Here is a 24,229-nt window from a genome sequence, read left to right as displayed (position 1 = left end):
GGGTCAAAAGAGCGAAATGCTATACCACAGGCTGACGTACCTGATCTGAGGATACGCGCGTGGCAAAGGACGTTTTTTTCCGGGACGGTCAATCCACCATCATCAACGAAGATCTCTTTGCTACCAGAAAAATTCCGAAAGGGAGTATTGATCTCGTCGTCACGTCGCCGCCATACAACGTTGACATCCCCTACCATTCCCATAATGACCATCTCACCTACGCGGAGTACCTTGACTTCTCGTCCCGCTGGATGAAGCGGTGCCACGGGTGGCTCAAGGCCAACGGCCGGTTCTGCCTGAACATCCCGCTCGACAAGAACAAGGGCGGCCAGCAGAGCGTGGGGGCCGATCTCACCGGGATTGCAAAAGAGGCCGGCTTCTCCTACCACGCGACGATTGTCTGGAACGAGGGGAACATCTCGCGCCGGACCGCGTGGGGATCCTGGCTCTCCGCCTCGGCCCCGTTCGTGATCGCGCCCGTGGAGCTGATCGTGGTGCTCTACAAGGACTCGTGGAAGAAGACGAGCGGCTCCCTTAAGTCCGACATCACGAAGGAGGAGTTCATCGCCTGGACCAACGGCCTCTGGACATTTAACGGCGAGAGCAAAAAGAAGGTGAGGCACCCGGCCCCGTTCCCCGTGGAGCTTCCCCTCCGGTGCATGAAACTCTTCTCGTTTGTCGGCGACACCGTACTCGACCCGTTCATGGGGAGCGGGAGTACGCTTCTGGCCGCCGTCAGGTGCCAAAGGATCGGAGTCGGGATCGAGATCGATACCCGCTACTGCGGGATCGCACGGGACCGGATCGAAAACGGGTGCTGATAACAGGAAGGCAAGCCTTCAAGAGGCGCCGTGCGGTACAGGTTGCTGTGGGATCACCGTGACGGACAGAACAGACCTTTTCATTGCCGGTGCCGCAGACCGTGCAGCCGGCGTTGAGGCCGTGCTGGGAGCGTTCGACCTCCCGGGGATGGCAGGCACATCGGTCGCACTCAAGGCAAACTTCAACAGCGCCGACCCGTTCCCCGCATCCACCCATATCGAAACGCTGGACACCCTCTGCACCGCCATCCTTGCGGAGCGGCCCTCCCGGCTCACCCTCGCCGAACGCAGCGGCATGGGGCTGACACGACAGGTGCTGGACCGGACGGGCGTCCTTGCCCTTGCACAGCAGAGAGGGTTCGCGGTCGTTGTGCTCGACGAGCTCGACCGGACCGGCTGGCAGGAGATCCAGGCACCCGGCCTCCACTGGAGCAGGGGGTTCTTCCTCGCCAGTGCCTTCGCCCGGGCAGACCATGTTGTCCAGACCTGCTGCCTGAAGACCCACCGGTTCGGCGGGCACTTCACCTTCTCCCTCAAGAACGCCGTGGGGTGCGTGGCCCGGACAGTACCGGGAGTGAACTACGATTTCATGAACGAGCTGCACACCTCGCCCCGCCAGCGCCTCATGATCGCCGAGATCAGCAGGTTCCTCCGGACCGACCTCGTGGTGATGGATGCAACGGTCGGGTTTGCGAGCGGCGGCCCGGACAAGGGAAAACTCATACAGCCGGGCGTCATCATTGCCGGCGCCGACCGGGTGGCGATCGATGCCGCGGGCGTTGCGCTCCTCCGCTCGTACGGGACTGTTCCTGACGTGGCCAACGGGAAAATCTTCGGACTTGAACAGATCGCCCGGGCTGCAGAACTCGGCGTTGGCATCGCATCCGCCGACGCGATCCGGCTGGTGCCCCTCGATGACGCCGGGGAAGGCGCGGCGCACCGGATACAGGAGCAGCTGGACCGGGACCGGTAAATGCCGGTCCGGTTTTTACGTGCGTGCATGCGGTTTTCCTGCCCCGGAATGGCCATTCCGACCAGAAACTTTGTAAATAACCCCGTCATTCCTGTACAATCATGCACTACACCATCATCACGGAATCTCACGAAATGGGCGGTTTTACTGCCCGTTGCATTGAGATCCCGGGAGCCCGTGGTTATGGCAACACCCAAGGTGAGGCGATTGCCACGATCAGGGAGGCGATTGAAGTGGTGCGGGAAGCACAGAATGAGGAACTGCACAAGACCATTGCATCCGTCCATTCTGAGATCATCAGGATCGAAGTCGCTGACTCCGCATAACCTCCCCGGCACTGCCGGGGGAAAAATTTCTCTCTTTTTTCTGGTGTCGTTAACGAGGGTAAACCCTGCCGGGCACGATTCAGTGACCTTCTTTACACGGTAAAAAAAATTGTGCAACGATCCGTTCCCCCATGATTCGAACCGCCCTCCTGCGCCACAACGATATCTGGATTTTTCTCAACCCTGAAAATCGCGATTATTTGCCTGACAGGTAATACAGCAGTATCGTACTGCGGGGCATGAGAGGGGGTGAGACTGTACTAATAAAACAGGGGTTCTTTCATCCGGCGCATACGTTCACATCAGTGCAGAGAGACGCCCACAGCCTGCAGGCTTTTGTGGAACAGCCTAATTAAATATCACAACAAATAATTCGAACATATGACTCGCGAAGAAGTGACGGTCTCGTTGAGAATGCCGATACTGTTGATAGAAAAACTGGATACTATTGCAAAACAGAAGTATCTGAACCGTGCCGATGTTATTATTGATGCGTGTACGTATTATTGTCAATTCCACGATAAGAAAAATGAACCGATTCCTGAAACAACACGCGATATACTTTTTAACCTTGCTCGTCACGATGGAGAATTCCGTGACACATTACGGGGTGTGTTCCGGGAAGATCTGAATGCGGATTCTAAAAACCGCAAATAATACCCGAATCCTTTGCAGGAAATACGACAGAAGAATACCGGGGAAAATGAATAATCCTTACCCGAAAACCGGCTCTCTTTTTCCTTGCCACGCAGTTCAATCCCATCAGCCCGGAGAAACGCCAAAAATACGGGGGCTGGTCTGATGTCAATCCATGAGCATCATCTTACCGTCCGGACACTACTGCCAAGAGATCGCCATCGGCCATATCCACTTATCATCTTCCCTGTCCATAGGACTTGATAGCAGCAATGGATTACCGCAGGATCTTCCTCAATGTCGGGTTCTGGATCGTCTTCTCGTTCACGTTCGATGCGTTGAGCGGATTCGTTTTCCCAGACCTTTCGCTTGACGCGACACTCTTTCTCTGGTTCAGCGGGCTGTTGACCGGCACGCTCATCTTCAACGTGTTGTGGTACTGGTTCAGCCTTCGCAACAGATAGAGGGGATGACAGGTTTCAGGGCTTGGGGTATCCCCTTTCATAATCAGAACCCTGCCGGGTCGACCTGATCCCAGCGGAGCTTTGCTTTCTGCACGAGCCACCAGGCCGGGACCGCGAGGACCACCGACACGAGGGAATAATACGGGTTTGCGAAGGCTACCGACGTGAAGACGGTCAGCACGATCCCGACAAAGACGAGGTAGATGGCGAGCACTTTCACATCGTAGACCAGCACGTTGGGGGAGAGCCCGCAGAGCCAGGACATGACGGCGACGGCATAAAACGAGACGGAAATGCCGAGCACCACGGCGGGGACAAGGTACACGGCCTCCCCGGCAAGGAGCGCCACGGCCGCGATGAAGACTGCCGGTATCACCTGGAGGATCGAAAAGGTGGTGAGTTTGCTTCCGATCAGCGTGCTGACGGCAACCGGCAGGCAGGCATACGGCCCGAATGAATCAAACATCGTGACCCAGGTGTACATCGTCGACGCGATCACGCCGGTGGTGATGGCAAAGATGAAGAGCAGGCCGTGGGGCGGGAAGTACGGGCCCAGCAGGGCGAGGAAGAACCAGATCACCGCAAGCGGGAGAATGAAGGAGAAGATCGTCTGGCCAACCATGCTCCCGCTCCGGTACAGGTCGAGCGTGTCCTTGGCGGCGAGCGGAGGGTTCGGCAGGAACGAGAGCCGCCGCATAAGGGGCGCAAAGGAGTCCGTGTACGTCTTCTCCGATCCAACGGATTCGGGGTTGAACAGCACGATCGCGACCCCGAAGAGGAGGGCGAGCACGGCGCAGGAGATGAGGAGGTTTATCCAGGTGAACGCGCTGTTCAGGAGGAGCGGCGGGAAGAAGATCACCGGGTTTGCGCCGGTCATGAGGGAAAGGCCGCCCAGGACGGCGACAAGGGCCAGCAGGACGAGCCAGAGTGCCGGTCGTGAGCGGGTATAGACCGCGGAGAGGAAGAAGACGCCGCAGAGGCCGAAGAGGAAGGAGAGCGTCAGGGTGAGGAGCAGGAGGAGGGCGCTTACGAGAGAGACGCCGGTGAACGGCGAGGCGAGGATGTACCCGAAACCAAAGGGAAAGACCCAGAGGAAGAAGTAATAGACCGTGTCCTTGACGACGAAGTTCGTGAAGATGAACTGCTCGGAGAACGGGAGGCTCCTCGCGGAGTAGGTGAGCAGGCTTGCCTGGCCGAACCGCCGGTTCATCACCTCGTTGCCCAGGAGCCCGAACCCGCCGACCATGATCCCGAGCATCAGGTAGTTCGCATGGATGATCAGCGTGAGGTTGCCGGCGGGAAGCGTGGCCTTCATCAGGGGGATGAGGAACGAGCCCATAAACGCAATCCCGAAGATCATGACCGGGAAGAGGGCAAAGGAGAGGCTGCCGAACATCGTGGAATGGACCCGCCACTCCTCCTTCATCATGTTTTTGAAGAGCTCAAGCATGGCGATCCTTCCGGACGAGCGAGAGGAAGAACGAGGGCAGGTGTTCGCCCCTGCCGGTCAGTTCGGCAACGGGGCCGGTATGGAGCAGTTCTCCCTTGTGGAGGATCGCAAACCCCGAACAGATCTCCTCGGCCACTTCGAGGATGTGGGTCGAGATGAAGATCGTCCTGCCCTTCCTGACATAGGCCGCGAGGTACTCCTTGACCACGTCCTGCATGATCGGGTCGAAGTTGATCAGGGGCTCGTCGATCAGCGCGAGCGCCGGCTCATGGATGAAGGCCTGCGTGAACATCAGCTTCTGCCGGGTGCCCCGTGATAAGTCCTTGCAGAGCACGTTCTTCTTGTCAGCAAAATCGAGGAAATCAAACCACCAGTCCGCCTTTGTCCCGATGTCCGGGATCTTCCGGACCGCGGCGACGAACTCGAGGTACTCCATCGCGGTGAGGAAACTGGGCGGGGTCTCCTGTTCGGGGATGATCCCCACCCGTTCGCGAACCCCGACCGGGTCCCTGATCACGTCGACCCCGAGCACGCTCGCCGTGCCGCCGGTCGGCCGGGTCTGCCCGGTCAGCATCTTGATCATCGTCGTCTTGCCGGAGCCGTTGGGGCCCAGCAGGCCGAAGAGCGCTCCCTCCGCAACCGTCAGGGTCACGTGGTTCACTGCCTGTACATTGCCATAGGTTTTCGATACGTCCCGTGCTTCGATTACCATCGTCATTCCATCACTCCGTGGAACAGCATATGCCCTGCCTTTCATGTATTCCTGTCATCTTCTCACCATCACTCTTCTGCCATCACGCCTTCATCCCGTTCCAGACAAAATCCAGCCCCTGCTCGATGAGCGCCTCCTGCTCGGCCGGGTCGTCCGTGGCAGAGGCACGGGTGATCAGGCCGGAGAGGGCAGAGGCCATCATGCAGAAGAGGAGGGACGGGTCGAAGGTGCGGATAACGCCCTCCCGGATCCCTGCCTGCACCAGGTCCTGCAGGAAGAGGAAATGGGACATGCCCTCCTCCTGGGCGGTCGTCGAGACAAACGGGGAGTGGGCGAACTGCTCCATGAACTTCAGCTTTGCGGGGTTCTGTATCCCCCACTCAACCGCGTTGAACCCGAGGCGGCGGAGCTTCGCCTTCGCGGTCTTCTCCTTGTTGAGGCCCCGGCACATCGCCTGCGCCGCCTCGCTCTTTGTCCGGCGGTAGAGCGTGTCGATCAGGTCTTCCTTGGTCTTGAAGTAAAAGAAGAGTGTACCGGTCGCAACACCCGCTTCTTTTGAGATCAGCGAAGTCGGTGTCCCGAAAAATCCCCGTTCGGTAAAGAGGGTGAGTGCCGTTGTCAGGATCGCCTCCTGCTTATCCATACCCTGCTCACGCATGGGGCTTCTCACCCGTGATGGCCCGCCTGACCCTGCCAACCTTGTTCATGCACCAGAGCGCTCCCTTGAAGACCGGAACCGCAACACCCATCATCCCCTCCATCTCCCGTGAGACCTCTTTCATCAGGGAGGGGATCGGCAGGTGCTGGGGGCAGGCCTTTTGGCACTTCCCGCACTGTCGGCAGAGCCCGGCATTGGACTTCTCGCCCATCAGGCCGCCGTGCCGGCTGATATACTGGAATTTGCCGGCCCGGTCATGGGGGAAGAGGGCATGGGCATTGTAGCTCGCAAAGCAGCCGGGAATATCAACCCCTGAAGGGCAGGGCATGCAGTACCCGCAGCCCGTGCAGCTGACCTTCATCAGCCGGCGGTACTCGTCCCGCACCCTGCCGATGAGCGCACGCTCGTCGGGTGTGAGAGATTCCGGGAGAGCCTCACCCGCCACCCGCAGGTTCTCGTCGATATGCGCCTCATCGTTCATGCCGGAGAGGACGACCGTCACTTCCGGATGGTCCCAGACCCAGCGCAGGCCCCACTCGGCCGGCGACCGTTTCACCGGCGCCCCGTCCCAGAGCTTCCGGATCGTCTCCGGCACCCTGCCGGCAAGGTTGCCGCCCCGGAGGGGTTCCATGATCATGACTGCGAGCCCCTTTGCTGCAGCGTACTGCAGCCCAACAGTTCCCGCCTGGTTTGTCTCGTCGAGGTAGTTGTACTGGATCTGGCAGAACTGCCAGTCGTACGCGTCCACGATCTCCTTAAAATCCTCCAGCCGACCATGGAATGAGAAACCGGCGTTCCGGATCCGGCCGTCCTTCTTGGCGGTGTCGAGGAATTCGAGGACACCGAGGTCCCGCATGATCCTGAAACTGGACCCCGCAAGGCTGTGGAGGAGGTAGTAGTCGATGTGATCGGTCTGTAGTGTCTTCAGCTGGCCGTCCAGGATCCGGTCCATATCCGCCCGTTCGAAGACGGACCAGTGGGGGAGCTTGGTCGCGATCCGCACCTTCTCCCGGTACCCGCCGGCCAGCGCCTTGCCCAGCACCTGCTCGCTCCTGCCGAGATGGTAGACAGGGGCAGTATCCAGGTAGTTGACACCGCCATCGATCGCGTGCCGGATCTGGCAGATCGCACGCTCCTCGTCCACGCCTCCGGCCCGGGTGGACGGGAGGCGCATGCAGCCGAAGCCGAGGATCGAGAGTTTATCGCCGGTCTTGGGAACGGTCCGGTATAGCATCAGGAACACCACGTAAATTGACTAGTCAGTCAATACGTCGGGGTAGTATTTAAATTTGCGGAACATGAAAAACGCGGGAATTCCGGAAAAATTGTTGTGCTGAAACGGAAATGAATCTGTATATTCACACCTGTATTCCTAAAAAATCAACAATGCGGGGAGATCTGGAGCAGGTTTTTCCGTTTTTCTGTCAATTGCGATGAACCCCGCCGCAGTCGAAGATGCTCTTCTCCAGCCAATCCTCGCTGATGCGACGATAGTCTCCCCGCGGCGGATCAATGACCTGATAATAAAATGCCGGATTTCTGGCCCCGCTGTGACTCGAAGAATCTGATGATTCTTCTCAATTTCGCGGTTCTGATGAACCACTCAATCCCCGGAGAAGCCCTGATGCGGGGGACCCTCGCAACATCACAAAGGGGTTTCTCTATTAATTCCCGGAACTGAAAAATTTACAGCAGTATTTCCAGGATCTCACCGGCATCGCGGACAAACTTCACGCACCGTGTTTGGAACACTTTCTTCTCCCGTGCATCCGCCAGTTCTTTGGGATTGGAGAGGTCGTATCCTATCAGCTCCGTGCAGTTCACCGCATGGTCCCGGCGCCGGAATTCCCGGATGAACTGTTGCCCCAGCTCGTACGTCTTCTCTTTCGAGGCAGGGTCGTCGAGCTCCGTGCGCCCGTACTTCATCCCGATCACCATCAGTGCGCCCGAGACCGCCCCGCACATGTTTCCCGTGTGACTCATCCCGCCACCCAGTCCGCAGGAGAGCCGGAGAGCGATCTTCTCGTCAATGCCGAAATCTTTCGCGAACGCACAGCAGACTGCCTGCGAACAGGACCAGCCGTCCCGGAACAGCGCGGCTGCATCGTCACCCCTTGTCGGTGCCATGGAGTAACGGTTGTCCCGTGCACAAAAAAGGATTGCCGCTCGGGGTCTCCATACCTTTTTTTCTCCCGCAGTCCATGTTACTATCACCCACCCGGGTCAGGTCATACCATGCAGTACCGGTTTGCAGACAGGGTCGCACAGGCGCCCGAATCCTTCCTCGACGAGCTCTTCCGGGTCTCGGCCGACCCCTCCATCATCTCCTTTGCCGGGGGGCTCCCATCTTCTGCCTTGATCGATACTGAAGGGATCGCACGGGCGGCCCGCGAGGTCATGGAAGAGGAGCCACAGGTCGCGCTCCAGTACACCACGACTGACGGGTTCCTTCCCCTGCGGCAGTACATCGCGGACCGGTACCGCCGCCGCCTTGGTATCCTGGCAACTGCGGAGGAGATCCAGATCGTCAACGGCTCCCAGCAGTGCCTCGACCTGTTTGCCAAGCTCTTTCTCAACACCGGCGACCACGTGGGCATGGAGCGGCCCGGCTACCTCGGGGCGATCGAGGCCTTCTCGCTCTACGAGCCGGTGATCGACACCGTGCCGCTCGGGGAAGACGGCCCCGACCTCACGGCCTTCGAATATCTGGTCAAAAAAACGCAGGTGAAGTTCTTTTACGGCATCCCCAACTCCCAGAACCCGTCGGGGCAGACCTATTCACAGGAGAAGAGGGAGGCGATCGTGGAGATCCTGGAAGGCAGCAGCACCATCTTCTACGAGGACGATGCGTTCGGCGAGCTCTTCTTCGATGCCCGGCCGCGGCTGCCGGTCAAGTACCGGGTCCCCGACCAGGCCGTGATCTCCGGCTCATTCTCCAAGACCGTGGCGCCGGGGATGCGGATTGGGTGGATGTATGCACCCCGTGAGATCCTCAAAAAGTTCAATGTCGTCAAACAGGCCGCCGATCTCCACTCCAACTTCCTTTGCCAGAAGATCCTGCACCGGTACCTCACCACCCACGACCTCGATGCACATATCCGTACGATCGTGGCCGCGTACGGCCAAAAGTGTCAACTCATGTGCGACCTCTTCGACGATCTGATGCCACGGCTCACCCACACCCGCCCGGAAGGAGGGATGTTCCTCATGGCGACACTTCCCCCGGGCCTCTCCTCCCGAACGGTCTTTGACGAGGGCGTGAAGAACAAGGTCGCCGTGCTGCCCGGCATACCCTTTTACGTGGATGGGGGAGGCACGGACACGATCCGGTTAAATTTCTCGTCGGCATCCGAGGACCAGATCACGGAAGGGATGCACCGCCTCTCGCGGGTGATTGCCGGACTTTCCGGGAGAGAAAGCCCCCCCTATAAATAAACCGGTTTTCAAGAATTACTCTTGCAGGAAGAGATACAGTGAAACATACGCTTACAATTCTCCTGACCGTGTTCATCGTCTGCACCCTATGTGCTGCGGTTGTTACTCCGGTGGCCGCAGTGGGGAAGTCCCCGATCGGCGTTCTCACAACGACGGCGGAACCGGTGACGCTCGTCACTCCAGAACCGACCACGGTACTTACGACAGACCCAACAACGATCCCGACAACGGTTCCTATCACGACTGAGCCGACAATCACCGTTCCGACAGTTGTTACTACCAAGCCAACTACACCGCCTACAACAGAACCGACCATCACTATCACACTCTGGGAACCCACTGAGGTAGGTGGCGGGAAGGGCTACATCGACACCTACTGCAATACAGACGGTCTTCCGTCTCATTCGACGGCACCAGTGCACGATTGCCCTGGGTGTCTGTACCGTCGGGGTCTCTCCCGCGGGTACTCCGGTCAGGAGAGTGACGGTGGCAAAATCCGGGTTCTATTCCTGGTCCGCAGGGATATTTGAGAAGACGGCGGGATAACACCACGGTCCCGAAGAGACAAAAACCGTAACTTCTTTTTTCCGTGACGCCCATGATCATGGGAATGTCACCAGTCAGATCATTGTTGATTTCCGGTCTCCTGATCGCACTGCTTCTGCTCTGCGCAGGATGCACACAGTCCACTTCCGCAGGGAAAACAGAATCCACCACCCTCTCGTCCACAGCCACCGCCGCCCCGACGGTATCGTCACTCTCTGGGAAGAACGTGCGACTCGAGACCACGATGGGCAACATCACCATCGCCCTCGATCCCGATATGCCGATCACGGCCGGAAACTTCGAGACACTCGTACAGAAAGGCTACTATAACGGCGTGATCTTCCACCGCGTCATCAACGGGTTCATGATCCAAGGGGGCGACCCCACGGGCACCGGCCGCGGCGGCCCGGGCTACACGATCCAGGATGAATTCACGAGCCACAACAAGAACGGCCGGGGCGCAGTCGCGATGGCCAATACCGGCCAGCCCAACAGCGGAGGCTCCCAGTTCTTCATCAATCTTGTTGACAACAGCGCCCTCCAGGGCAACACCTTCGACAACAACTACCCGGTCTTCGGCAACGTTATCGATGGGATGGACGTGGTGGATGCAATAGGGAAAGTGCAGACCGGTACAAACAACCGCCCGCTCCAGAATGTTACGATCATCCGTGCCGTGATGGTCTGAACTTCTTTTTTAAATTCCCGTAGTATTTTCATATAACCGGAACCCCCATACTCTTACAGCATACCATGACAGCACCAGAATCCCCCGGAAAGATTGCACGGCTCGAGACGAACATGGGCACGATCAAGATCGCCCTTGCTTCCGACATGCCCATCACAGCAGGCAACTTCGAGACACTTGTACAGAAAGGATACTATAACGGTGTGATCTTCCACCGCGTCATCAACGGGTTCATGATCCAGGGCGGCGACCCCACGGGCACCGGCCGCGGCGGGCCGGGCTACGCGATCAGGGACGAGTTCCCGCCCGGCAACCGGAACGACCGCGGCACCATCTCCATGGCAAATTCCGGCCCCGACACGGGCGGCAGCCAGTTCTTCATCAACCTCGTCGACAACAATTTCCTTGACGGTAAACACCCGGCGTTCGGGAAGGTTGTCGGGGGCATGGATGTAGTGGACAAGATCGGGAAGACCAAGACCGGTCATGGGGACCGGCCGCTCAAGGATGTCACCATCGTGAAGGCAGTCCTGGAATGAGCGGGGAGACCGCGCCCGGATTCCCCGACCGATAATCCGATCCTGTTCTCTTTTTTAAGAATGCCCGCAGAGGGGAGTGTATAAGCGGTTGACAGATACCGCAGTTGAAAAAATTATCGCTTGCCGGACCCGTTCGTCCTTACCGGCAATGTTTCGGTAAACCGCCGTATGGCGCCGAAACACTGCTTCTTGTCCAGAGCCGAGACCGTCCAGACCGGTACGGTCCCGAACGCCGATGCAAAGACCGCAGGAACCGGGGCCTTGGCATCGCACTTGTTGAGGAAGACCACGAACGGGACGTTCGCTGCGGTCAGTGAATCATAGAGATGGCGGGTGAACTCGTCAAGCGGTGAACCCGCGTCCACGAGCAGGACCGCCCCGTCCATTCCCTTTCCGATGATCTCGCGGGCAAACTCGAACCGTTCCTGTCCCGGGGTTCCATATATGTGGATCTGGCGCCCGTCAAGTTCCACGCGCCCGAAATCAAGGGCCACGGTTGTTGTCCCACCCGCGCAGTTCGCCTCAATATGAGTGGATTTGGGATCGATGGTCTTGATCATCGTGGTCTTTCCCGCGCCAAACGCACCGAAAACAACGATTTTCTGTTTTATCTCATCTGCCATTGGTACAATTTGGGCGGGGAGGAGTGTTTACCGTTTCGGTCTCTGAAGGGTCCGTAAGGACCCTGAAGACGAGAAGAAACCGAAGGTTTCTTCGAAGAATCCTGGCGGATTCTTCTCATCCTCCAGGTCTGATGACCTGTCGGACTTCGCTGTGGTGAGGGTCATCAGACCCGAACCCCGAAGTATGGAAAATGACCCTGAAGACGAGAAGAAACCGAAGGTTTCTTCGAAGAATCCTGGCGGATTCTTCTCATCCTCCAGGTCTGATGACCTGTCGGACTTCGCTGTAGTGAGGGTCATCAGAGTTCTTCGAAGAAACCTTCGGTTTCTTCTCATCCTCCAGGTCTGATGACCTGTCGGACAAAAAAAGGAAGGGTACCGGGATAAAATTATACCGCAAGGTAATCGCTCGGGGTGGGCATCTGCTCTTTTAAGCCCTTGCGCTTGCGGATACTGACAACAACATCCTTGACCATGCTGTTGGGCACGAGTTCGAATCCTGAGAACTCGGTGTTCCACATCGCACGGCCTTCGGTTGCAGACCGGATGTCACCGGCAAACCCGAAGAGTTCGGCAACCGGGGCCTTGCCAACGACCGTGATCGTGTCTCCCTCGCTCTGCATATCGAAGACCTGGCCGCGCCGGCCTTGGATCTGGGAGGTCGCTGCCCCCATCTGGTCCATCGGCACGGTGATCTGCATCTTCTGGACCGGCTCGAGAAGCGAGTCCCCGGCAATCAGCATGCCACCCTTGATGGCGCCGCGGACTGCAGGGATGACCTGCGCGGGGCCACGGTGGATCGCATCCTCGTGGAGCTTCACATCGACAAGCGTCATCTTGAGGTTCTGTACCGGCTCGTCGGCAAGCGGGCCGCCGGCAAGGGCCTCACTGATACCCTCGATGATCAGTTCCATCGTTTCGTTGAGGTACTGGATACCTTTTGTCCGGTCGATGAGCATGTTCGTGCCCTTGATATGCTTGACGCTCTTGGCATCGTCCTTGTCCATGCCGGCCTTCAGGAGCACATCACGGCGCTCGATGGCCGGCTGGTTCATCGAGACCTCGCCTTTCTTGATCAGGTCGACGATCGCATCGGGCAATGGTTCAAGGTCGAAGTAGAACCGGTTGTGGCGGTTCGGGGACTTGCCTTCGACCGCCTCGATCTTGCCGGTGACGGTTTCACGGTATACCACGATAGGTTCGGAGGTGACGATCTCGACACCCTTGTCACGCTTGATTCTACCCGTGACGATCTCGAGGTGGAGTTCTCCCATACCGGAGATGAGGTGCTCGCCAGTCTCCTCGTTGATGGTGATGATCAGCGTCGGGTCTTCCTTTGCAACCTGCCGGAGCACTTCAACGAGCTTGGGCAGGTCCTTCATGTTCTTTGCCTCGACTGCAACGGTCATGACCGGTTCCGAGTAGTGCTTGAGTGACTCGAACGTGGCCATCTCCATGAGCGAGGAGACGGTGGAACCGACATAGGCATCCTTGAGGCCGGTGACTGCCGGGATGTTCCCCGCAACGATCTCCTCGACTTCCACACGCTTGGGTCCCATGAAGATACCGACCTGCTGGAGACGGTTCTCCTTCATGGCCGAACCCATGACATAAAGGGTGTCGCCCCGCTTGAGGCTGCCGGAGAAGAGACGGCCTGTTGCGACTTCGCCCGCATGGGGGTCAAAGGAGATGTCGGTGACCATCATGCATACGGGAGCATTCGGGTCGCAGGTGAGCATTCCCTTTCCTTCCTTGGACTCCTTGTCGCCGTGCCAGATAACCGGGATACGGCGTTTCTGTGCTACAAGCGGGTCTGGCAGGTGGTGCACGACCATGTCGAGTACCACTTCGTAGAGCGGGCTCTTCTTTGCAAGGTACTTCATGTCCCCGGCACGGCACTTCTCGAACACATCCTTGAACGAGACGCCGCCCTTCTTCATGTACGGCACCGAGACAGCCCAGTTGTAGAGCGCGGAACCGAAGGCAACGGTACCCTCGGATGCATCGAGCTTCCAGCCGTTGTTGTAGGACTCCTCGTTCATACCCTTGATCAGCTTGTTCACCTTGTCGATGACCTTACCGAGCCGGATCTGCATCTCCGTCTCGTCGACTTTCAGCTCGTTGACAAGCCGGTCGACCTTGTTGATGAAGAGGACCGGGCGGACCTGCTCCTTTAACGCCTGCCGAAGTACGGTCTCGGTCTGAGGCATGGTGCCCTCGACTGCGTCAACGAGAACGATTGCACCGTCAACAGCACGCATGGCACGGGTGACATCGCCACCGAAGTCAACGTGACCCGGCGTATCGATCATGTTGATCAGGTAATCCTGACCCTCATAATCATGCACCATCGAGACGTTGGATGCGTCGATGGTGATACCACGTGCCTGCTCTTCCGCATCCGAGTCCATAAAGAGCTGCTTGCCTGCAAGCTCTTCAGAGATGATACCGGCACCTGAGAGCAGGTTGTCGGAGAGGGTGGTCTTACCGTGATCGATGTGCGCTACAATACCGATGTTCCGAATGTGCTTCGGTTCCTTCATGAGCTCAGTTACGCGCTCAACTGATTTTTTGCCGCGGACCATGAAAATAACCTCAAAAAAGATGTTTAACGGGCGGACTTCGCGATCCGCTCGCGTTCTTCCTTTTTCCCGACCGAGTAGCACTTCATGTCGCCCTTGGATGCGGCGATGAGTTCGTCGGCGAGGACTGCACTTGCACTCTTTTTGCTGGAGCTGGATCCTTTCAGTGTTGCTTCGGCAAGGAAGTGGATGGCAGTGTCGACCCTGCGCATGGGTGCGGTGTCGACCGATTTCGGGACGTTGATACCACCGTATTTCAGGCGGACAGTCTCTTCACGGGGACCGGCGTTTGCGATCGCCTCGACCAGCACTTCGACGGGATTGCGCTTGGTCTTCTTGTTGATGATGACGAATGCATCCCGCACGATCCGGATGGCCAGCTGCTTCTTTCCGGTATTATTCTCGGTCTGCATCAGGCGGTTGATGAGCCGCTCAACGATCATCATGTTGCTCTTGCCAAATTCCTGGCGGGAGAACTTACCGCAGGTGTGGGGGATGATCAGGGAGGAGAGCGTAACATAGCGGATAAGGCTGGGATCGGTGACCTTGACTTCGGAGGCATCCCACTGGTTGAACAGGAGTTTCTTTCCAATTGCTTCTGCCATCATCATCACCTGCGCGGTTTCTCCTTCCTGCCAATCACCATCTCGTGGAGGCAGACGTTGTTCACCTTGGTGACCACGTACCGGACGCCAGGGATATCTCCCATGGAACGACCGAGACGTCCGCCGATGCCTTCGATCTCGACTTCATCGTGTTCATCGATGAAGTTAATAGCACCGTCGCCGACCGCGAATGCGCTGACCTGCCGGCCGTTCTTGATCAGCTGGACGCGCACGCACTTCCGGATCGCGGAGTTCGGCTGTTTTGCCTCGACACCGATCTTCTCAAGCACGATACCTCTCGCCTGCGGAGCACCCTCAAGAGGGTCCGACTTTACATCGAGATTGAGCTCGCGGCGGGCGTAGTTCTTATCCGCCCACCGGAACTTATTTGAGTCCCGAACCAGTTTTCTGGCTGCAAATTTACCCTGTCCCATTAAATAGCCTCATGTAAGTTTTTGTTGTGGTTATCGATAACCCACACTGGGATATGTACTAGCGCGGGTAATCGATTTATAAATTGTGGCATCCCACCTGCCTGTCTTACACTATTGGTTCTCACTCATAATAATCTTATATCCTGATCCGGCCAATACTACACGATGAAAGTCGGGATCTATAAAGAGGTGCAGATTGATACCAGCCACCGTCTGCTCCATTACAAGGGGAAGTGCGCAAACCTCCACGGGCACCGGTGGAAGGTGGAGGTCTGGATGGAGGGGGAGCCGGACCCGGCTACGCAAATCCTGATCGATTACACCCTGATCAAACAGGTCATCGGCAAGTACGATCACCAGATCATACTCAACCGCGATGATCCGATGGTGCCCTGTATCCAGAAGTTCAACCCGGTGATCACGACGCCCGGTGATCCGACCAGTGAACTGATCGCGGGGATTATCCGCGAGGACCTCTATGCGGTCTGCCGGGACCTGGGAATAAAGGCTACAGTACCGAAGATCCGGGTCTGGGAATCCCCGACATCCTGCGCTGAGCTTAAAGAATGAAGATCGCTGAAATTTTCAAGAGTCTCCAGGGGGAAGGGAAGAACCAGGGCAGGACCTGCCTCTTCATCCGGCTTGCAGGATGCAACCTGGACTGCACCTGGTGCGATACGAAATACGCACGGGACGGGGGTATTGAGATGAGCCTTGACTCTGTGCTCGAACAGGTCTGGCGCGTCAACCCCCCGTACGTCTGCATCACGGGCGGAGAACCCCTCGTGCAGGAGGATGCGCTCGAGCCCCTGCTCACCTCGCTGCAGAAGCGGGGGACGCAGATCGATATCGAGACAAACGGGACGATCGATTTTTCCCGGTTGCAGCAGTACGCATCGGTCTGCATGGACGTGAAATGCCCCTCTTCGGGAGAGCAGAGCAATCTTACACTCCTCGAAAAGATCCGGCCGCAGGACAGTGTCAAGTTTGTCGTGAACGATGAAGCGGACTGCCGGTATGCACAGGAAGTCATGAGTTCGCACCGGATCGCGGGGGAGTGCTTCTTCTCACCGGTCTTCGGCACGGACTACACGGCAATAACGAAATTCATTCTTGTCAACAATCTGCCAGTGCGGTTCCAGCTCCAGCTCCACAAAATTATCGGGGTGAAATGATGAAGGCAGTATGTTTACTCTCGGGAGGCATGGACTCCTCAACGCTCGCGTATCTCGCCAGGAGCAAAGGGTACGATATCCTTGCCCTGCACCTGAACTACGGCCAGCGAACGGAAAGAAAGGAACTCGCAAGCGCAAAGAAGATCGCAGGACTGCTGGACGCGGAGGCATTTGTCGAGATCAACCTCGATTATTTCACGAAGTTCGGTGCGAGCAGCCTGACGGACAAGGGGATCGCCGTCGAGGAGTTTGATCCGGCCCGGGTTCACATGCCCAACACGTACGTACCGTTCCGGAACGCGAACCTGCTCTCGATCGCGACGAGCTTTGCCGAGGCGCGGGGTGCTGACGCGATCTTCATCGGCGTCCAGTCGCTCGATTACAGCGGCTACCCCGACTGCCGACCGGAGTTCATCGCCGCATTCCAGAAGGTGATCGATCTCGGGACGAAGGACACCACAAAGATCACCCTCTTCACGCCGTTCATCCGGATGACCAAGACGGATATCCTGCGTGAAGGTATCCGGCTCGGCGTGCCGTACGAGCACACGTGGTCCTGCTACCGGAACGAGGGGAAGGCCTGCGGTACCTGCGGGTCCTGCCACTTCCGGAAAGAGGCGTTCGATACCGTAGGGATCCGCGACCCAATAGAGTACGAGGGATAAATGGAGATCTTCCGTGGCAGGAGCCTCTGGATCGAAACAAAGACGATCCGGCTCCCGACCGGATCGGAGAGGGAGAAGGTGATCGTCCACCCGTCAAACGCGGTCGCCATCCTTCCCCTGAACGGGGACCGGTGCACGTTGTTACGGCAGTACCGCTACGCCATCGACCAGTACATCCTCGAAGCACCGGCCGGCACGATGGAGCCAGGCGAGGCGCCCCTCGTTACTGCACACCGGGAGCTGATCGAAGAGACCGGCTTTTCGGCAAAGACGATCATCCCGGTGGGGTTCATCTACACGACTCCCGGCTTTACCGACGAGAAGATCTACCTGTTCGAGGCCCGGGACCTGTCGCCGTCGCAGGAATACGAGAAGGACGAGGATGAGGTGATCGAGGTGATCGATGTCGCCACGAGCGAGCTTTCGGGAATGATCCGTGATGGCAGGATCGTTGACGGCAAGACGATCTGCCTGATACAGCGCTGCCTGGGATGCTGAAGATGCGTGCCATCCTTATTCTTGTTGCAATCCTCGTTGTGGTAACCGCCTTTGCCGGCTGTACCAGCAGTACTTCTGCCACGCCTTCCTATTCCGTGGACAAGAACGGCATCCTTGCGGTGACCTGCGCACCGGTTACGACAAACGAGACCGTGCTCTTCTCAAACGAGACCTATACCAAATCGCGGGTCGTCCTGCACACGCAAACCGGTGACGTAATTACCTACCTGAGTTATCCAGAACAGCCAAAGGCCGTGATCGTGTACATACCAGGAGCCGGTGAAAAAATTTCGGGACACGAGGAGCGGATGGTAAAATACGCGGCAACCGGATATGCATTCATATTTGTCGATATCCGGGGCAGGGGCGGGGAGACGGGAGGGGACGCGTTCGACCCCCAGACGGATTATGCCAGATTCGAGAGCGGCAACTGGCCCCAGTACTATCTGACCATCTGTGACATCTCATCCGCACGCTCCGTGCTTGCCAGCAGGTTTGGCGTTCCGGTCTATGCAGTCGGGGGAAGCAATGGGGGACGGTACGCAGCAGTAGCGGCCGGGGTTGATCCGAAATTTGCCGGGTACGTGGGGATTTCGACCGCGGACTGGGGACTCCGGGAGATGGTCCTTGGTCAGGGCGGATCAGGGGATATTCTGAGGTTTGCGACATCCCTTGAGCCAAGTACCTACCTGCCAGGAATCTCCCCCCGACCGGTCTGGATGTTCCATAACGCAACCGACCCGATTATTCCCTTTGCCGAAGGAAAAGCCCTCTTCGCAACAGCAAACGCGCCCAAAACCTTCATCGAGTTTTACGGCAGCCACGGCATCAACGCAGATGTGGATAACCGGATCCTTATGCAATGGGCGCAAATTTATGGCACCCGCGGGTGAATAGGTAATAGCTTTAAAGAGAGGTTTGAGACCGGCAATGGCAGAAGAAGTGGAGATGGACGATGCGCGAAAGCGCTATGAATTCAAGAAGGTCCTAGAGAAGCTCCAGTCGCAGCAGGGTGACGGAACCGAGTTGATAACCCTCTACATCCCGCCCGACAAGCAGATCTACGATGTGACCAACCAGCTCAAGGATGAGTTCGGGCAGTGCGCGAACATCAAGAGCAAGCAGACGCGGACCAATGTCCAGAGCGCCATCTCGTCCATCCTCGCCCGCCTCAAGTACTACAAACGGCCGCCCGAGAAGGGTATAGCGGTCTTCTGCGGCACGGTGAAACTGTACGGTGACCGGACCGATCTGCAATGCACGATCGTTGAGCCGCCGGAACCCCTCAATCTCTACATGTACCGGTGCAGCTCCAATTTCGAGCTCGAGCCCCTCAAGCAGATGCTCGAGGAAAAGTATGTGTACGGCCTGCTCGTTCTCGACAAGCGTGAAGCATACTGGGGATTCCTGCGCGGCAACCGGATCGAACCGATGGGCGGGGCGAACTCAACGGTGCCGGGTAAAATGCGAAAAGGCGGCCAGTCAGCAGCCCGGTTCGGGCGCCTGCGCGAGATCGCCATTAATGAGTTCTATACCAAAGTCGGCGAGCGGTCAAGTGCGATCTTCCTCGCCGAAAAAGATTTTTTCGAGCGGTTCAAAGGCGTCCTTATCGGAGGACCGAGCCCGACAAAAGAGGAGTTCGAGAAGGGGAATTATCTCCATCATGAGGTCCAGAAGCGGATTATCGGGCTCTTCGATGTTGCATATACCAACGAGGACGGGCTCGCGGAACTCGTGGATGCTGCAGCAGACGCGCTCAAGGGCATGACCGTCATCAAGGAGAAGGCGTTCATGATGCGGTTCTTAAAAGAACTGGTCAAGGACGACGGGCTTGCCGCGTACGGCGAGGAGAGCATCCGGCACAACCTCGGGATCGGGGCAGTGGATATCCTTCTCCTTTCCGCAAACCTCCGCAAGTCACGGCTGAAGATCAAGTGTCAGAGCTGCGACTACACGAACGAGAAGACCGTGAATGTCGAAACCGGCAAGACCGTTGCGGATATTGCCCTGGGCAACTGCCCGAAGTGCACGGCGCCCCTCATCCTTGAGGAGGAGATCGACATCATCGACGAGTTGACCAAACTTGCCGACCAGAGCAGTGCGAAGGTCGAGCTCATATCGGACGATTTCGAGGAGGGGTCCATCCTCTTCTCGGCATTCGGCGGGATTGCCGCGATCCTCCGCTACAGGACGGGATCTTGATGCTGCACGAGATGTACACCACGATCGGGAACACGATTACCGAACACACCGGTCTTGCAGACCCGCAACTGACGGACGGGGGGGAGCATGCCGACCTCGCGTCAACGGCCGCATTCGCGCTCGCAAAACAGAAGAAACAGGCACCGGTCAAGATCGCGCAGGAGCTTGCCGCAGAACTGGCCAAGGATGCACGATTGGCAGGGATCTCAGTCGAAGCAAAAGGGCCCTACCTCAACTTTATTTTCGGCAAAAACTATGTACGCGAATCGGTGAAAGCGGCGGTGCTGCCCGGTTACGGCACCCTCCCGCGCAAAGACGTACGGGTCGTGCTCGAGCATACGAGCGCCAACCCGAACGGCCCCCTGCACGTGGGCCACATCCGTAATTCCATTATCGGAGACACCCTTGCCCGGGCGTTCCGGAAGGCCGGGTACCCGCTCGAAGTGCAGTATTATGTCAACGATATGGGCCGCCAGATCGCGATCGTGGTCTGGGGGTTCGACAACCTTGACAGCACCCAGCTGCCGGGGGAGAAACAGGATGCCCACATCGCCCGGGTGTATATTGCAGCGAACCGCGAGATCGAGAAAGACGAGGGGATCACCCAGCAGGTGAACACCCTGATGCAGCTCGTGGAGAACGGCGACCCGGCGACCGTCAGGAAGTTCCGCAAAGAGGTGTCCCGCTGCCTTGACGGGTTCAAGGTGACCATGAAGGACCTCAATGTGGCCCATGACCGTTTCGTCTGGGAGAGCGACTTCATCCGGAACGGGTATACCGAGCGGATCATCTCAAGGATCCGGAAGCTCCCGCAGGCAGTTGACGATGAGACTCTCGCTCTTGACCTGTCGGAATTCGGGTTCGAGAACAAGTATGTCATACGCCGTAGCGATGGGACGTCGGTCTACGCGGCCCGGGACCTCGCATTCCATGCCTGGAAAGCGGCAAACTTCGACCGGGTGATCGATGTCCTCGGCGCGGACCACAAGCTCATCGGGGCACAGCTCCAGTGCACCCTCAAACTCCTCGGGGAAAAAGCCCCGGAGATCGTCCACTTCGAGTTCGTCTCCCTCCCGGAAGGCTCGATGAGCACCCGGGCCGGCAAATTCGTGTCTGCCGATGACCTCATCACCGAGATCACGAAACGGGCGTTCGATGAAGTGACGACCCGCAGGCCGGAACTCGATGAAGCGATGAGGCGCTCGATCGCAAAATCGGTCGGTCTTGCTGCCATCCGCTACGATATCGTGAAGGTTTCACCGGAGAAGAGCACCGTGTTCGACTGGAAGGAGGCGCTGGACTTCGAACGCCAGAGCGGTCCCTATATCCAGTACGCCCATGCCCGTGCCTGCAGTATCCTTGATAAAGCCGGGGCCTTTACCGAGTGCTATGATCTGGAGACGGAGCAGGAGATCATAGTCGCGAAGCAGATCGCAAAGTTCCCCGGGGTCATCGACAGGGTCATCACCGAACTCAGGCCACACATCCTTGCCACCTATGCACGGGAGCTTGCGGACACGTTCAACACCTTTTACCATTTCGAGCCGGTGCTGAAGAGCGAAGGAACAATCCGGGACCGCCGGCTGACGCTGGTAAAAGCGGTGCAGAACACCTTAAAAGAGTCCCTCGAGACGCTTGGGATCGATGCCATCAGATCCATGTGAACCCCTGCAGAAACAGGGGTACCAGTTTTTTTCAAAGACGTCATCGGCAGCCCTCAAGCCCTGCATGTGGTGCAAGAGGGCCCTTGCGGGCGGGGCGATGTGCTACAAGCACCAGTTCTACGGGATCGACAGCCACCGCTGCGTCCAGATGACGCCGACCCTGCGCTGCAACCAGCGCTGCCTCTTCTGTTGGCGGTCGTTCGAGCACGAACCGTCGGTGGCGGAGGAGTGTCCACCGGAGACCATCCTTGCCGGCATCCACAAGTTCCAGAAGAAGGCGCTCGCTGGCTACAACGCAATCCTCGACAACACGGTTACGGAGGAGCGGTGGCGGGAGGCGCTGGATCCCCGGCACGTGGCGATCTCGCTCTCGGGAGAGCCCACGCTGTACCGGCAGTTGCCAGAACTGATCGACCTCTTCAACAGCAAGGGCTACACCACCTTCCTAGTCAGCAATGGGACAAACCCGGCCATGCTCCGGCGATGCAGACCGTTCCAGATGTACGTCTCGCTGGATGCGCCGGACAAGGAGACCTATCAGGCAGTCTGCCGCCCGCTCGGGGATTACTGGGACCGGGTCCGGGAGAGCCTTTCGCTGCTTGGCTCCCTCCGATCAGCGGTCAGGATCACGCTTGTCCGGGGCCTGAACGATTTCGCACCCGAACAGTATGCGGCCATGGTCCAGGATTCGGGCGCAACCTTTGTGGAAATAAAGGGATATATGTATCTGGGATACAGTAGAAATCGTTTGGCAAGGGAGAATATGCCGGACCACGCGTACGTGCGATCCTTTGCGGAGAAGGTTGCAACCGCGTGCGATTACCGAATCCGGGATCAGAATGAATTGAGCAGAGTGGTCTGCCTGGAGCGTTTTACATGAGGTTCAGTCCTGATGAATGGAAAAGAAAGTCGCATGAGAACTTCGAAGGGGCATGGCATGAGGGGCCGTCGGTTCTGACGCCCGCCAGCCATGCGGGAACCTATCCGAACAGGGCCTATAAGCGGGCTTGTGCCCACCCGATCTTTGCTACGATCAACCGCCTGCGCGAGATCTACCTCTCACTCGGCTTTGACGAGGCCGAGAACCCGGTGATCATCGAGGAGCAGGACATCTACCGGCAGTTCGGTCCCGAGGCCATGGCTGTGCTCGACCGGGTCTTCTACCTCGGCGGCCTTCCCCGGCCGAACGTGGGGATTGCCCGCAAGCAACTGGACGAGATCAACGAGATCCTGCAGAGTCACAGCAATCCGCTGGTGCACAGCGATTCCGCTCCTGCTGGGAAGCCTCACGAACACTACCGACCGATGACCCCGGAGACCGAGGAGCACCTGCGGGAGACGCTCCATGCCTACAAGAAATCGGAGATAGACGGCGATGAGCTGACCGTTGAGATCGCCAAAGTGCTTGGCGTGGACGATGCCCTCGTCGTGCACATCCTCGATGCGGTCTTCCCGGAATTCAGGGCACTCACTCCCGAATCCTCCCGGTCCACGCTCCGCAGCCACATGACGAGCGGCTGGTTCATGACGCTCGGCTCCATCTGGGACAAGACACCGCTTCCTATCCGGATGTTCTCGGTTGACCGCTGTTTCCGCCGCGAGCAGGCCGAGGGGCCGACCCGGCTCATGACCTACCACTCGGCCTCATGCATTGTCGCCGGGGATGATATCACCAACGAGGAGGGAAAAGCGGTCAGCGAGGCGCTCCTCTCTGCGTTCGGGTATACGGACTTCCGGTTCCAGCCGGATGAGAAGCGCTCCAAGTATTACATGCCGGACTCCCAGACCGAGGTCTATGCCAGGCACCCGGTCCATGGCTGGGTGGAGGTCGCAACCTTTGGCATGTACTCCCCCTCGGCGCTCGCGGAGTATGGGATCGGTGTCCCGGTCATGAACCTCGGCCTTGGTGTCGAGCGGCTGGCGATGATCGCGTACAATGCGAACGATGTCCGGCAGCTCTGCTTCCCGCAGTTCTTCCCCCGGCAGCTGGCCGACCGGGAGATCGCCCGGGCAGTCCACCTGCGCGAGGAGCCTGTCTCTCCGGAAGGGAAGATGCTTGCAGCGGCAATCGCAAAGACCGCGGCAGCACATGCCACCGCCCAAGGCCCGTGCGCCTTCGATGTATGGGAGGGTGTGCTCGGGGGTCTTAAGGTAAGGGGCGTGGTGGAAGAGACGGAGTCTACGGCAAAACTCTGCGGCCCGGCCTGCGCCAACGAGATCTTTGTCCATGAAGGGTCGGTACTCGGTGTCCCGGATATAGAAAAGTGGAAACAGGTCCGCACCGAAGGCGTCACGACCGGTCTCACCTATCTGAGTGCAGTCTCGGCCCTCGCAGCAGCGAGGATCGAAGAGGCAGCCCGGTGCGGGAACGCCACCACGGTCCAGATAAAAATGGCAAAGCTCCCCAGCGATATCAACCTGAAGATCGATGAATACGCGATGCGCTTTATCACCGACAACAAGAAGAAAGTCGATGTCCGGGGACCGGTCTTCCTCTCGGTCCGGTCAGTAACCGGCGAATAAGCTATACTTT

Annotated in this window: 28 protein-coding genes; 18 read left to right on the top strand and 10 right to left on the bottom strand. The window is 58.1% G+C overall.

All coding sequences use genetic code 11. The features are described from left to right. Positions 1–59: 59 nt before the first annotated feature. The 5 genes from ABSG49_RS02450 (at position 60) to ABSG49_RS02430 (ending at position 3,220) form a co-directional block, all read left to right on the top strand. Positions 60–821 carry a DNA-methyltransferase gene (locus ABSG49_RS02450; protein ID WP_424024507.1) on the top strand — a complete coding sequence of 254 codons (762 nt, stop codon included), beginning with the start codon at positions 60–62 and terminating at the stop codon, positions 819–821. Between the two features lie 58 nt (positions 822–879). Then, complete coding sequence (locus ABSG49_RS02445; protein WP_424024506.1) at positions 880–1,794, top strand: DUF362 domain-containing protein; 915 nt, start codon at positions 880–882, stop codon at positions 1,792–1,794. Positions 1,795–1,895: 101 nt separating this feature from the next. Beyond that, the gene (locus ABSG49_RS02440) at positions 1,896–2,120 is read left to right on the top strand and encodes a type II toxin-antitoxin system HicB family antitoxin (RefSeq protein WP_424024505.1); all 225 of its coding nucleotides are present in this window, start codon (positions 1,896–1,898) and stop codon (positions 2,118–2,120) included. Positions 2,121–2,501: 381 nt separating this feature from the next. Continuing rightward, positions 2,502–2,777, top strand: coding sequence for a ribbon-helix-helix domain-containing protein (locus tag ABSG49_RS02435; protein ID WP_424024504.1), 276 nt, complete (start codon positions 2,502–2,504; stop codon positions 2,775–2,777). A 251-nt stretch (positions 2,778–3,028) separates the two neighbouring features. Continuing rightward, complete coding sequence (locus tag ABSG49_RS02430) at positions 3,029–3,220, top strand: hypothetical protein (RefSeq protein WP_424024503.1); 192 nt, start codon at positions 3,029–3,031, stop codon at positions 3,218–3,220. Between the two features lie 43 nt (positions 3,221–3,263). On the opposite strand, the gene ABSG49_RS02425 is transcribed toward ABSG49_RS02430, so the two are convergent. The 5 genes from ABSG49_RS02425 to ABSG49_RS02405 form a co-directional block, all read right to left on the bottom strand. Beyond that, on the bottom strand, positions 3,264–4,670 hold the full coding sequence (locus tag ABSG49_RS02425; protein ID WP_424024502.1) for a hypothetical protein: 1,407 nt from the start codon (positions 4,668–4,670) through the stop codon (positions 3,264–3,266). Beyond that, positions 4,663–5,388, bottom strand: coding sequence for an ABC transporter ATP-binding protein (locus tag ABSG49_RS02420; RefSeq protein WP_424024501.1), 726 nt, complete (start codon positions 5,386–5,388; stop codon positions 4,663–4,665). The genes ABSG49_RS02425 and ABSG49_RS02420 overlap by 8 nt, the downstream gene beginning before the upstream one ends. A gap of 76 nt (positions 5,389–5,464) precedes the next feature. Beyond that, positions 5,465–6,025, bottom strand: a complete 561-nt coding sequence (locus ABSG49_RS02415) for a TetR/AcrR family transcriptional regulator (RefSeq protein ID WP_424024500.1) — start codon at positions 6,023–6,025, stop codon at positions 5,465–5,467. A gap of 7 nt (positions 6,026–6,032) precedes the next feature. Beyond that, entirely contained in the window at positions 6,033–7,274 is a 1,242-nt protein-coding gene (locus tag ABSG49_RS02410; RefSeq protein WP_424024499.1) for an aldo/keto reductase, read from the bottom strand. Positions 7,275–7,726: 452 nt separating this feature from the next. Then, on the bottom strand, positions 7,727–8,167 hold the full coding sequence (locus tag ABSG49_RS02405) for a C-GCAxxG-C-C family protein (protein WP_424024498.1): 441 nt from the start codon (positions 8,165–8,167) through the stop codon (positions 7,727–7,729). A gap of 108 nt (positions 8,168–8,275) precedes the next feature. On the opposite strand from ABSG49_RS02405, the gene ABSG49_RS02400 reads away from it, so the two are divergent. The 4 genes from ABSG49_RS02400 to ABSG49_RS02385 all read left to right on the top strand — a co-directional run bounded on the left by ABSG49_RS02400 (position 8,276) and on the right by ABSG49_RS02385 (position 11,248). Continuing rightward, on the top strand, positions 8,276–9,475 hold the full coding sequence (locus ABSG49_RS02400; protein WP_424024497.1) for an aminotransferase-like domain-containing protein: 1,200 nt from the start codon (positions 8,276–8,278) through the stop codon (positions 9,473–9,475). Between the two features lie 38 nt (positions 9,476–9,513). Beyond that, a complete protein-coding gene (locus tag ABSG49_RS02395) occupies positions 9,514–10,005 on the top strand; it encodes a hypothetical protein (RefSeq protein WP_424024496.1) in 492 nt (163 codons plus the stop codon). Positions 10,006–10,085: 80 nt separating this feature from the next. Next, positions 10,086–10,709 carry a peptidylprolyl isomerase gene (locus ABSG49_RS02390; RefSeq protein ID WP_424024495.1) on the top strand — a complete coding sequence of 208 codons (624 nt, stop codon included), beginning with the start codon at positions 10,086–10,088 and terminating at the stop codon, positions 10,707–10,709. Positions 10,710–10,774: 65 nt separating this feature from the next. Next, positions 10,775–11,248, top strand: coding sequence for a peptidylprolyl isomerase (locus ABSG49_RS02385; RefSeq protein WP_424024494.1), 474 nt, complete (start codon positions 10,775–10,777; stop codon positions 11,246–11,248). 113 nt (positions 11,249–11,361) lie between these two features. Here ABSG49_RS02385 and ABSG49_RS02380 read toward each other — a convergent pair whose 3' ends face one another. The 5 genes from ABSG49_RS02380 to ABSG49_RS02360 form a co-directional block, all read right to left on the bottom strand. After that, positions 11,362–11,871: a GTP-binding protein gene (locus tag ABSG49_RS02380; RefSeq protein WP_424024493.1), complete on the bottom strand. Its 510-nt coding sequence runs from the start codon at positions 11,869–11,871 to the stop codon at positions 11,362–11,364. 27 nt (positions 11,872–11,898) lie between these two features. Then, complete coding sequence (locus ABSG49_RS02375; RefSeq protein WP_424024492.1) at positions 11,899–12,171, bottom strand: hypothetical protein; 273 nt, start codon at positions 12,169–12,171, stop codon at positions 11,899–11,901. 89 nt (positions 12,172–12,260) lie between these two features. Next, the gene (locus ABSG49_RS02370) at positions 12,261–14,456 is read right to left on the bottom strand and encodes an elongation factor EF-2 (protein WP_424024491.1); all 2,196 of its coding nucleotides are present in this window, start codon (positions 14,454–14,456) and stop codon (positions 12,261–12,263) included. A 23-nt stretch (positions 14,457–14,479) separates the two neighbouring features. Further along, a complete protein-coding gene (locus ABSG49_RS02365) occupies positions 14,480–15,058 on the bottom strand; it encodes a 30S ribosomal protein S7 (protein ID WP_424024490.1) in 579 nt (192 codons plus the stop codon). A 5-nt stretch (positions 15,059–15,063) separates the two neighbouring features. After that, positions 15,064–15,492 (bottom strand): 30S ribosomal protein S12, encoded by a 429-nt coding sequence (locus tag ABSG49_RS02360; RefSeq protein WP_292349021.1) that lies wholly within the window; start codon positions 15,490–15,492, stop codon positions 15,064–15,066. 165 nt (positions 15,493–15,657) lie between these two features. On the opposite strand from ABSG49_RS02360, the gene ABSG49_RS02355 reads away from it, so the two are divergent. The 9 genes from ABSG49_RS02355 to sepS are packed head-to-tail and all read left to right on the top strand — an operon-like array spanning position 15,658 to position 24,219. Beyond that, complete coding sequence (locus ABSG49_RS02355; protein ID WP_424024489.1) at positions 15,658–16,062, top strand: 6-carboxytetrahydropterin synthase; 405 nt, start codon at positions 15,658–15,660, stop codon at positions 16,060–16,062. After that, complete coding sequence (locus tag ABSG49_RS02350; protein WP_424024488.1) at positions 16,059–16,667, top strand: 7-carboxy-7-deazaguanine synthase QueE; 609 nt, start codon at positions 16,059–16,061, stop codon at positions 16,665–16,667. The genes ABSG49_RS02355 and ABSG49_RS02350 overlap by 4 nt, the downstream gene beginning before the upstream one ends. Then, complete coding sequence (gene queC, locus ABSG49_RS02345; RefSeq protein WP_424024609.1) at positions 16,667–17,332, top strand: 7-cyano-7-deazaguanine synthase QueC; 666 nt, start codon at positions 16,667–16,669, stop codon at positions 17,330–17,332. The genes ABSG49_RS02350 and queC overlap by 1 nt, the downstream gene beginning before the upstream one ends. After that, on the top strand, positions 17,333–17,830 hold the full coding sequence (locus ABSG49_RS02340) for an NUDIX hydrolase (RefSeq protein ID WP_424024487.1): 498 nt from the start codon (positions 17,333–17,335) through the stop codon (positions 17,828–17,830). Between the two features lie 2 nt (positions 17,831–17,832). Then, positions 17,833–18,723: an alpha/beta hydrolase gene (locus ABSG49_RS02335; RefSeq protein ID WP_424024486.1), complete on the top strand. Its 891-nt coding sequence runs from the start codon at positions 17,833–17,835 to the stop codon at positions 18,721–18,723. A gap of 37 nt (positions 18,724–18,760) precedes the next feature. Further along, positions 18,761–20,032 carry a peptide chain release factor aRF-1 gene (gene prf1, locus ABSG49_RS02330; protein ID WP_424024485.1) on the top strand — a complete coding sequence of 424 codons (1,272 nt, stop codon included), beginning with the start codon at positions 18,761–18,763 and terminating at the stop codon, positions 20,030–20,032. Continuing rightward, a complete protein-coding gene (gene argS, locus ABSG49_RS02325) occupies positions 20,032–21,696 on the top strand; it encodes an arginine--tRNA ligase (RefSeq protein WP_424024484.1) in 1,665 nt (554 codons plus the stop codon). The genes prf1 and argS overlap by 1 nt, the downstream gene beginning before the upstream one ends. After that, the gene (twy1, locus tag ABSG49_RS02320) at positions 21,677–22,576 is read left to right on the top strand and encodes a 4-demethylwyosine synthase TYW1 (protein ID WP_424024483.1); all 900 of its coding nucleotides are present in this window, start codon (positions 21,677–21,679) and stop codon (positions 22,574–22,576) included. Before argS ends, twy1 begins: the two co-directional genes overlap by 20 nt. Further along, complete coding sequence (sepS, locus tag ABSG49_RS02315) at positions 22,573–24,219, top strand: O-phosphoserine--tRNA ligase (RefSeq protein WP_424024482.1); 1,647 nt, start codon at positions 22,573–22,575, stop codon at positions 24,217–24,219. The genes twy1 and sepS overlap by 4 nt, the downstream gene beginning before the upstream one ends. Positions 24,220–24,229 lie beyond the last annotated feature (10 nt).

It is taken from the genome of Methanoregula sp. (assembly GCF_049510175.1).
Classification (GTDB): domain Archaea; phylum Halobacteriota; class Methanomicrobia; order Methanomicrobiales; family Methanospirillaceae; genus Methanoregula.
This window is presented reverse-complemented; position numbering and strand designations above follow the sequence as displayed.

Coding starts and splice junctions, on each gene's coding strand:
- ABSG49_RS02440 (WP_424024505.1), top strand. CDS start 1,896: ATGCACTACACCATCATCACGGAATCTCACGAAATGGGCGGTTTTACT.
- ABSG49_RS02435 (WP_424024504.1), top strand. CDS start 2,502: ATGACTCGCGAAGAAGTGACGGTCTCGTTGAGAATGCCGATACTGTTG.
- ABSG49_RS02430 (WP_424024503.1), top strand. CDS start 3,029: ATGGATTACCGCAGGATCTTCCTCAATGTCGGGTTCTGGATCGTCTTC.
- ABSG49_RS02425 (WP_424024502.1), bottom strand. CDS start 4,670: ATGCTTGAGCTCTTCAAAAACATGATGAAGGAGGAGTGGCGGGTCCAT.
- ABSG49_RS02420 (WP_424024501.1), bottom strand. CDS start 5,388: ATGACGATGGTAATCGAAGCACGGGACGTATCGAAAACCTATGGCAAT.
- ABSG49_RS02415 (WP_424024500.1), bottom strand. CDS start 6,025: ATGGATAAGCAGGAGGCGATCCTGACAACGGCACTCACCCTCTTTACC.
- ABSG49_RS02410 (WP_424024499.1), bottom strand. CDS start 7,274: ATGCTATACCGGACCGTTCCCAAGACCGGCGATAAACTCTCGATCCTC.
- ABSG49_RS02405 (WP_424024498.1), bottom strand. CDS start 8,167: ATGGCACCGACAAGGGGTGACGATGCAGCCGCGCTGTTCCGGGACGGC.
- ABSG49_RS02400 (WP_424024497.1), top strand. CDS start 8,276: ATGCAGTACCGGTTTGCAGACAGGGTCGCACAGGCGCCCGAATCCTTC.
- ABSG49_RS02390 (WP_424024495.1), top strand. CDS start 10,086: ATGTCACCAGTCAGATCATTGTTGATTTCCGGTCTCCTGATCGCACTG.
- ABSG49_RS02385 (WP_424024494.1), top strand. CDS start 10,775: ATGACAGCACCAGAATCCCCCGGAAAGATTGCACGGCTCGAGACGAAC.
- ABSG49_RS02380 (WP_424024493.1), bottom strand. CDS start 11,871: ATGGCAGATGAGATAAAACAGAAAATCGTTGTTTTCGGTGCGTTTGGC.
- ABSG49_RS02375 (WP_424024492.1), bottom strand. CDS start 12,171: ATGACCCTCACTACAGCGAAGTCCGACAGGTCATCAGACCTGGAGGAT.
- ABSG49_RS02370 (WP_424024491.1), bottom strand. CDS start 14,456: ATGGTCCGCGGCAAAAAATCAGTTGAGCGCGTAACTGAGCTCATGAAG.
- ABSG49_RS02365 (WP_424024490.1), bottom strand. CDS start 15,058: ATGGCAGAAGCAATTGGAAAGAAACTCCTGTTCAACCAGTGGGATGCC.
- ABSG49_RS02360 (WP_292349021.1), bottom strand. CDS start 15,492: ATGGGACAGGGTAAATTTGCAGCCAGAAAACTGGTTCGGGACTCAAAT.
- ABSG49_RS02355 (WP_424024489.1), top strand. CDS start 15,658: ATGAAAGTCGGGATCTATAAAGAGGTGCAGATTGATACCAGCCACCGT.
- ABSG49_RS02350 (WP_424024488.1), top strand. CDS start 16,059: ATGAAGATCGCTGAAATTTTCAAGAGTCTCCAGGGGGAAGGGAAGAAC.
- queC (WP_424024609.1), top strand. CDS start 16,667: ATGAAGGCAGTATGTTTACTCTCGGGAGGCATGGACTCCTCAACGCTC.
- ABSG49_RS02340 (WP_424024487.1), top strand. CDS start 17,333: ATGGAGATCTTCCGTGGCAGGAGCCTCTGGATCGAAACAAAGACGATC.
- ABSG49_RS02335 (WP_424024486.1), top strand. CDS start 17,833: ATGCGTGCCATCCTTATTCTTGTTGCAATCCTCGTTGTGGTAACCGCC.
- prf1 (WP_424024485.1), top strand. CDS start 18,761: ATGGCAGAAGAAGTGGAGATGGACGATGCGCGAAAGCGCTATGAATTC.
- argS (WP_424024484.1), top strand. CDS start 20,032: ATGCTGCACGAGATGTACACCACGATCGGGAACACGATTACCGAACAC.
- twy1 (WP_424024483.1), top strand. CDS start 21,677: ATGCCATCAGATCCATGTGAACCCCTGCAGAAACAGGGGTACCAGTTT.
- sepS (WP_424024482.1), top strand. CDS start 22,573: ATGAGGTTCAGTCCTGATGAATGGAAAAGAAAGTCGCATGAGAACTTC.